At 72.2% G+C, this 7,123-nt stretch carries 6 protein-coding genes and 1 pseudogene; 2 read left to right on the top strand and 5 right to left on the bottom strand.

The annotated features are described in order from the left end of the window. Positions 1–575 (bottom strand): annotated as a pseudogene (locus KHA85_RS15705) (hypothetical protein); the annotation flags it as partial. Between the two features lie 2 nt (positions 576–577). Continuing rightward, complete coding sequence (locus KHA85_RS15700; RefSeq protein ID WP_213186528.1) at positions 578–1,525, bottom strand: Ppx/GppA family phosphatase; 948 nt, start codon at positions 1,523–1,525, stop codon at positions 578–580. A gap of 33 nt (positions 1,526–1,558) precedes the next feature. Here KHA85_RS15700 and KHA85_RS15695 point away from each other — a divergent pair, with 33 nt between their 5' ends. Further along, complete coding sequence (locus KHA85_RS15695; RefSeq protein ID WP_213186527.1) at positions 1,559–2,407, top strand: DUF3109 family protein; 849 nt, start codon at positions 1,559–1,561, stop codon at positions 2,405–2,407. Between the two features lie 32 nt (positions 2,408–2,439). Here KHA85_RS15695 and KHA85_RS15690 read toward each other — a convergent pair whose 3' ends face one another. From KHA85_RS15690 to KHA85_RS15680, 3 genes are all read right to left on the bottom strand, one after another. After that, positions 2,440–3,129 carry a response regulator gene (locus KHA85_RS15690; protein ID WP_213186526.1) on the bottom strand — a complete coding sequence of 230 codons (690 nt, stop codon included), beginning with the start codon at positions 3,127–3,129 and terminating at the stop codon, positions 2,440–2,442. Further along, positions 3,126–4,322, bottom strand: a complete 1,197-nt coding sequence (locus KHA85_RS15685) for a sensor histidine kinase (protein WP_213186525.1) — start codon at positions 4,320–4,322, stop codon at positions 3,126–3,128. The genes KHA85_RS15690 and KHA85_RS15685 overlap by 4 nt, the downstream gene beginning before the upstream one ends. 160 nt (positions 4,323–4,482) lie before the next feature. Beyond that, positions 4,483–5,229, bottom strand: coding sequence for a phosphoglyceromutase (locus KHA85_RS15680; protein WP_213186524.1), 747 nt, complete (start codon positions 5,227–5,229; stop codon positions 4,483–4,485). Positions 5,230–5,270: 41 nt separating this feature from the next. Here KHA85_RS15680 and KHA85_RS15675 point away from each other — a divergent pair. Further along, a partial coding sequence (locus KHA85_RS15675) for a long-chain-fatty-acid--CoA ligase (protein ID WP_236885793.1) occupies positions 5,271–7,123 on the top strand: 1,853 nt, incomplete at its 3' end.

Raw genomic sequence — 7,123 nt, 5'->3', positions numbered from 1 at the left:
GTCGGGGCCGGAGGCGCGGCCGGGGTCGGCGCGGCCGGCATCTGCGAGGTGGGCTGATGCGTCGCGGACTGCGCGGCCGGCCGCTGCCCGGCCCGCTCCGTCCGACCAGCCGACCCGGCGGGCGCGGACGTCGAGGGCCCGCCGCTCGCCGACGACGGCCCTGACGCGGGTGCCGCGGACTGCGGGGATCGGGTGGGGGTGGGGCTCGTCGTCGCCCCCGGGGTCTTCTCCGCGCCCGCCGAACCGCGCGCGCCCTCCTGCGCGCTGGCCGGACCGTCCGAGCCGGTCTCCCCGGCCCCCGACCCGGCACCCGACCCGGCTACGAGCTGACCAGCACCCGACTCGCCACCACCGGCGGCCTCCTCGGCCTCGCGGGCCCGGCGGCGGGCGGCGCGGCTGCTGAGCACGGTGTCGTCGGTGATGCGCGGGATCTCGCCGGTGAGCTCGGAGACGCTGACGCCCCCCTCGTCGGCACGGCGACGTCGACGCCCGCCCGGGGCGGCCTGCTGCTCTGCGCCCATGCGCTTGAGCAGCTCCGCCACGGTGATCTGCTGGCCTTCAGCATCCTCGGCCATCGTCAGCTCCCCTTCCCGTCGCCGCCCACGTCCCGGTCGAGACGCTGCAGGATCAGCCCCTCTCGCAGGGCCCACGGACAGATTTTCACACTTTCCAACCCCAGTGCACGCATGGCGGCCTCCGCCACCAGCGCGCCCGCCACCACCTGATGCGAGCGGTCGGAGCTGATCCCTTCCAACTCTGCCCTGTCCGCGGCCGTCATGCGGGAGATGAACGCGATCACCTGCCGCAGGCCCGCCGCCGTGAGGATCCGCTCCACGCGCGGCCCCTCCGACGACGGCGCCGCACCCGTGAGCCGGGCCAGCATCCGGAACGTCTTGGAGGTGGCGCACGCCAGGTCCGGCTCGCCCGCGGCGCGGATGGCCCGCGCGGGGCCGTCGAGCTCGGCGTCGATGTAGTCGCGCAGCTGGTTGATGCGCTTGCGCTCGGGCGGATCGGTCTTGAACCAGTCGTGCGTGAGGCGGCCCGCGCCGAGCTGCAGGCTGTACGCCTGCTCCGGCAGCTCGTCCTCCCCGCTGGTCATCTCCAACGAGCCTCCACCGATGTCGAGGTTGACGATCCGCCCCGCGCTCCACCCGTACCAGCGGCGGGCGGCGAGGAACGTCATCCGCGCCTCGTCCTCGCCGGACAGGACGCGCAGCTCGATCCCGGTCTCCCTGGCGACCTTCTCCAGCACCTCGTCGGAGTTGGCCGCGTCGCGCACCGCCGAGGTGGCCAGCGCCATGACCTCACGGCACCTGGTGGCGCGCGCGAGTTCGGCGGCCTCGTTGACCGCGTCGATCAGCCGGGCGATACCGGTGCGGGAGATGTTGTTGTTCTCATCCAGGTACTCGATCAGCCGCAACCGGGTCTTGGAGTCGTTCATCGGGGTCGGGTGACCGCCCCGGTGGGCATCGACCACCACGAAGTGGACCGTGTTACTGCCCACGTCCAGGACACCTAATCTCACACGACCACCCTAAACGGTCTACGGTCGCAGGTTGTGACCGCCACCGACCGCCCCTCGAACCCGGGTACCCCTCTGCCCGAGGTCCCCCTGGACTTCCCCCGCGAGTGGTACACCTTCCCCGACCCGGCGAACGACGACCACCTCATCTCCGCCGACATGACCTGGTTGCTGTCGGCGTGGACGTGCGTCTTCGGCACCCCCGCCTGCCACGGCATCGAGGCGGGCCAGCCCGACTCCGGGTGCTGCACGCACGGTGCGTTCCTCGCCGACGACTCCGACCGGCGCCGCCTGCGGGCCAACGTCGCCCTGCTCCGGCCCGAGGAATGGCAGCACCGCGAGGCCGCCGAGCGCGCCGCGTCCGAGGAGGGAACCGTCCTCGAGTCGTGGCTCGAGGAGGACGAACTGACCGGCGACGACGGCGAGATGGAGCCCGCGCTCAGGACACGCCGCCTAGGCGGCCGATGCGTGTTCTTCAACGACGTCGGATGGCCGACCGGGTCGGGCTGCGCCCTGCACCACCTCGCCGCGCGGACGGGGCGTAGCCTCCCCGAATCCAAACCCGACGTGTGTTGGCAGCTGCCGATACGACTCACGCAGGACACCGAGACCCGCGCCGACGAGGTGGAGATCCTCCACACCCGTGTCGGCGAGTACGACCGCCGCGGCTGGGGCCCGGGCGGGCTCGATCTGGACTGGTACTGCACCGGCTCGCCCGAGGCGCACGTCGGCACCGAGCCCGTGTACGTCTCCCTGCGCGACGAGCTGGTCGAACTCCTCGGCGCCGAGGCCTACGAGGTGCTCGCCGCGGCGTGCGGGCGCCGGCGGCAGCTGGGCATCGTGGCCGTGCACCCGGCGACCGAGCGCGCGGCCGGCGGGGACTGACCGGCGCCGTCAGGGTCAGCCCTGCGCCGGGGTCAGGCCTCGAACTTGTAGCCCAGCCCGCGGACGGTCACCAGGTGCACGGGCTTGCCGGGATCGGTCTCGATCTTCGAGCGCAGCCGCTTGACGTGCACGTCGAGGGTCTTGGTGTCGCCGACGTAGTCCGACCCCCACACCCGGTCGATGAGCTGACCGCGCGTGAGCACCCGACCCGAGTTGCGCAGCAGGTACTCGAGCAGGTCGAACTCCTTGAGCGGCAGCGTGACCGCCGCGCCGCGGACCATCACCGTGTGCCGCTCGATGTCCATCCGCACCGGCCCGGACTCCAGGACGCCGATCTCCTCGACCGGCTCGGACTCGGACTCCGCGCCGCGCCGCAGCACGGCCCGGATGCGGGCGATGAGTTCGCGGGCCGAATAGGGCTTGGTCACGTAGTCGTCGGCACCCAACTCCAGGCCCACGACCTTGTCGATCTCACTGTCCCGAGCGGTCACCATGATCACCGGCACGCTCGACGTCATCCGCAGGCGCTTGCACACGTCGGTGCCGGACATGCCGGGCAGCATGAGGTCGAGCAGCACGATGTCCGCGCCCTCGGACTCGAAGCTCTGCAGCGCGGTCGGGCCGTCCCCCGCCACGTCGACCTCGAAGCCCTCCTTGCGGAGAAGGAACGCCAGCGGATCCGCCAACGAATCCTCGTCCTCCACGATCAGCACCCTGGTCACGGCACCTGGTCCTCTCCTTGTGAGACGTGCTCGGCGGCGGGTGTCGTCCCGTCGCCACCCGGCTCCACGTGGGCCGGGAGTTCGAGTGTGAAGGTCGACCCCGTGCCGGGGCGGCTCCACAGGCTGACAGCTCCGTTGTGGTTCTGCGCGACGTGCTTGACGATCGCGAGCCCCAGGCCCGTCCCGCCGGTCGCCCGCGAGCGCGCCTTGTCCACGCGGAAGAACCGCTCGAAGACGCGGGCCTGGTGCTCGGGGGCGATGCCGATGCCGCGGTCGGTGACGCGCAACATCACGGTGTCCCCGTCGATGCCCCGGGTGATCGACACGGGCGTGCGCTCGGGCGAGTAGTTGACCGCGTTGGAGACGAGGTTGGTGAGCGCCGTGACCAGCAGAGTCCGGTCGCCCTTCACCTCGAGGCCGGACGGAGCGTCGGTGATGAGCTCGATCCCCGCCGCCTCCGCCGTCGACGCGGACCGGCGCAGGGCCTCGTCCACCACGTCGTCCACGTCCACCGGCTCGGGGTCTCGGATCCGCTCGGCGCCCTGCAGCCGCGAGAGCTCGATCAGCTCGGAGACCATCTTGCCCAGCCGCTGGGCCTCGCTCACCACGCGTCCGCCGAAGTACTCGACCGAGTCCGGGTCGTCCTTGGACTCCAGGAGCGCCTCAGCGAGCACGGCCATCGCCCCGACCGGCGTCTTGAGCTCGTGGGAGACGTTGGCGACGAAGTCGCGGCGGGCGGCCTCCATGCGGCGGTGTTCCGAGTCGTCGTCGGCGAACACCACCACGAACTGCTCGTTGTACTCGCCGAGGATCTCGCTGCGTCCGCTCACCGAGGGGATGCGCCGGCGGCCGGTGAGCAACTTGGCGGGCAGGTCGAAGCGCGTGGGCTCCCCGGTCGTGAACGTCGCCTGGGCGGCCAGCCACACCGGCTCCACGAGGAGGCGGTCGTCGACGATCCCCAGCTCCGCCGCGCGGCGGTTGTAGAGGACCACGTCCTGATGCCGGTCCACCACGGCCAACGCGTACGGCGCCTGCAGGTAGACCCCCTGCAGCACCTCCAGCCGGCTCGGCCCGGCCTGCTCGGCACGGCGACGCTCGTTGCGCCGGTTGACCAGCGGGACGACGAAGCCGCCCACGATGAAGCCGATGACCCCGGCGACGATCGCGAGGAAGATCCCCAGACTGACCTGCACGGCCCCGATCCTACGGTGCCCCGCCCGCGCGCCCGAATCGGCGAACCCCCGTCCACCGGCGGGAAGTCCGCAGGTGGACGGGGGTTCACGGCCCGTTCACCGGGCCTTCACCTTTGGCGGACCGTCCGACCGCCCGGGGGCGGGGACGCCGCCGCGCGCGCTACTTGCCGCCCTGGTTGGCGACCGCGGCCGCACCGGCGGCAGCGGCCTCCGGGTCGAGGTAGGTGCCGCCCGGGTTGGCGACCAGACCGGCCTCGTCGAAGCGGTACACCAGCGGGATGCCGGTGGGGATGTTCAGGCCCGCGATGTCGTCGTCCGAGATTCCGTCGAGGTGCTTGACCAGTGCGCGCAGCGAGTTGCCGTGCGCGGCGACCATGACCGTCTTGCCCTCCGCGAGCTGCGGCGCGATCTCGGCGGCGTAGTACGGGATGAACCGGTCCACGACGTCCTTGAGGCACTCGGTCAGCGGCACCTCCGGCAGATCGGCGTACCGGACGTCGCTCGTCTGCGAGTACTGGTTGTCCGCGTCGATCGCCGGCGGCGGCGTGTCGTAGCTGCGGCGCCACAGCATGAACTGCTCGTCGCCGAATTCCTCCTTGATCTCCGCCTTGTTCAGCCCCTGGAGCTTGCCGTAGTGCCGCTCGTTGAGCTTCCAGTGGCGGATGACCGGCACCCAGTGGCGGTCGCACGCGTCCAGCGCGATGTTCGCCGTGGTGATCGCACGCCGCAGCAGCGACGTGTAGAGCACGTCGGGCAGGATCCCCGCCTCCGCGAGGAGCTTGCCACCGCGGACCGCCTCCTCTCGCCCCAGATCGGTGAGGTCGACGTCGACCCAGCCCGTGAACTGGTTGGACGCGTTCCACTGGGACTGCCCGTGACGCAGGAGGACGAGTGTTCCGTAAGCCATACGCTCATTATGACCTGCCGCCGGAGGACTACGGTGCAGACATGACCGCACACGCCGGAGCCGACACCCCCGCACACCCCGACCGGCCGTGGACCGTGCACTACACCCCGGGCACGACGCACGACCTCGACTACCGCGCCACCACCCTCATCGACCAGTTCGACGCCGCCGTCACCGCCCACGCCGACCGGCCCGCCACCGAGTTCTTCGGCCGCCTGACCAGCTACTCCGACCTCGGCCGCCGGGTCCGCCGCGCCGCCGAGGGCCTGCGCCGACTCGGCGTCCGGCCCGGCGACCGCGTGGCGGTGCTGCTGCCGAACTGCCCCCAGGGCGTAGCCGTCTTCTACGCGGCCCTGCGCATCGGGGCGATCGTCGTCGAGCACAACCCCCTCTACACCGCCGACGAACTCGAGGGCCCGTTCACCGACCACGGGGCGAAGGTCGTCGTGACGTGGAACGTCGTCGCCGACGTCGTGCGCGACCTCGCCGACCGCCCCGGCACCCGGATCGAGCACGTCCTCGCCGTCGACCTCCTCGACGCCTTCCCCACCGCCAAGCGACTCGCGCTGCGACATCTCCCCGTGCCCGCGCTGCGCGCCTCCCGCGCCAAGCTCTCCCGGCCCGCGCCCGGCACCCTCGACTGGGGTGAGCAGGAGACCGGCCCCGAGCTCGACTTCTCGCACCCGCGGCCCGCCGCCGAGGACGCCGCGCTCATCCTCTACACCTCCGGCACCACCGGGACCCCCAAGGGCGCCGTGCTCACCCACGCCAACCTCGTCGCCAACGCCACGCAGGGCCGCGCCTGGGTCCCCGGCCTCGAGCCCGGGCGCGAGCGCTTCCTCGCGACCCTGCCCATGTTCCACGCCTACGGGGTGACGATGTGCGTGGTGTTCGGCATCGCCCAGGGCGCGCGGCTGCAGCTCGTGCCGACGCCCGACATGGACCTCGTCATGCCGATCTTCGCCAAGAATCTGCCCACCTTCATCCCCGCCGTGCCGCCGATCTACACCCGGATCCTCGAGGAGTCGGCCACGCGCAGGATCTCCCTGCAGGGCGTGCGGTTCTCGTTCTCCGGCGCCATGAGCCTGCCCGCCGACCTCATCGAGAAGTGGGAGGCCGCCACCGGCGGCCTGTTGGTGGAGGGGTACGGGATGACCGAGACCTCGCCGATCATCGTGGGCAATCCCATGTCGACGGCGAGGCGGGCCGGCGCGATCGGCGTGCCCTTCCCCGACACGGACATCCGGATCGTCGATCAGGATGATCCGTCGAGAGAGGTCCCGGGCGGCGAGCCCGGTGAGCTGCTGGTCAAGGGCCCGCAGGTCTTCCGCGGGTACTGGGGCAACGAGGAGGCCACCGCCGCGACGTTCCACGACGGCTGGCTGCGCACCGGCGACATCGTGGTGCAGGATCCCGACGGCTTCCTGCGCGTGGTCGACCGCATCAAGGAGATGATCGTCACCGGCGGGTTCAACGTCTACCCCTCCGAGGTGGAGGCGGTGCTGCGGACGGCGCCGGGCATCGCGGACTGCGCGGTGGTGGGCCGTCCCGCCGCCGACGGGGGCGAGCAGGTCGTGGCCGCGGTGGTCCTCGAGCCGGGCGCTACGCTCGACGTCGACGCGGTCCGCGCGCACTGCCGGGCCTCGCTGACCGGGTACAAGGTGCCACGCGAGTTCGTCGAGGTCGACGACCTGGCCCGCAACCCGATGGGCCAGGTCGTCGACCTCGACGAACTCGCGCGGCACCTCGTACCCGGCCGGCGCGGCCCGGCAGAGCCCGCGGACCGCGCCGACGCCGAGCCTAGCGCCCGCCCCGCGGCCCACCGCCGCCACGTCCCGCGCCCCCCCGTCGGCGGCGGGGCGGCCCCCCCCCGCGCAGTCCGCGCGTCGCCGCC

The organism is Dietzia massiliensis, assembly GCF_018390595.1.
Taxonomy (GTDB): Bacteria; Actinomycetota; Actinomycetes; order Mycobacteriales; family Mycobacteriaceae; genus Dietzia; species Dietzia massiliensis.
The sequence above is the reverse complement of the archived record's forward strand: the minus strand, read 5'-3'. Positions and strand labels throughout refer to the sequence as shown.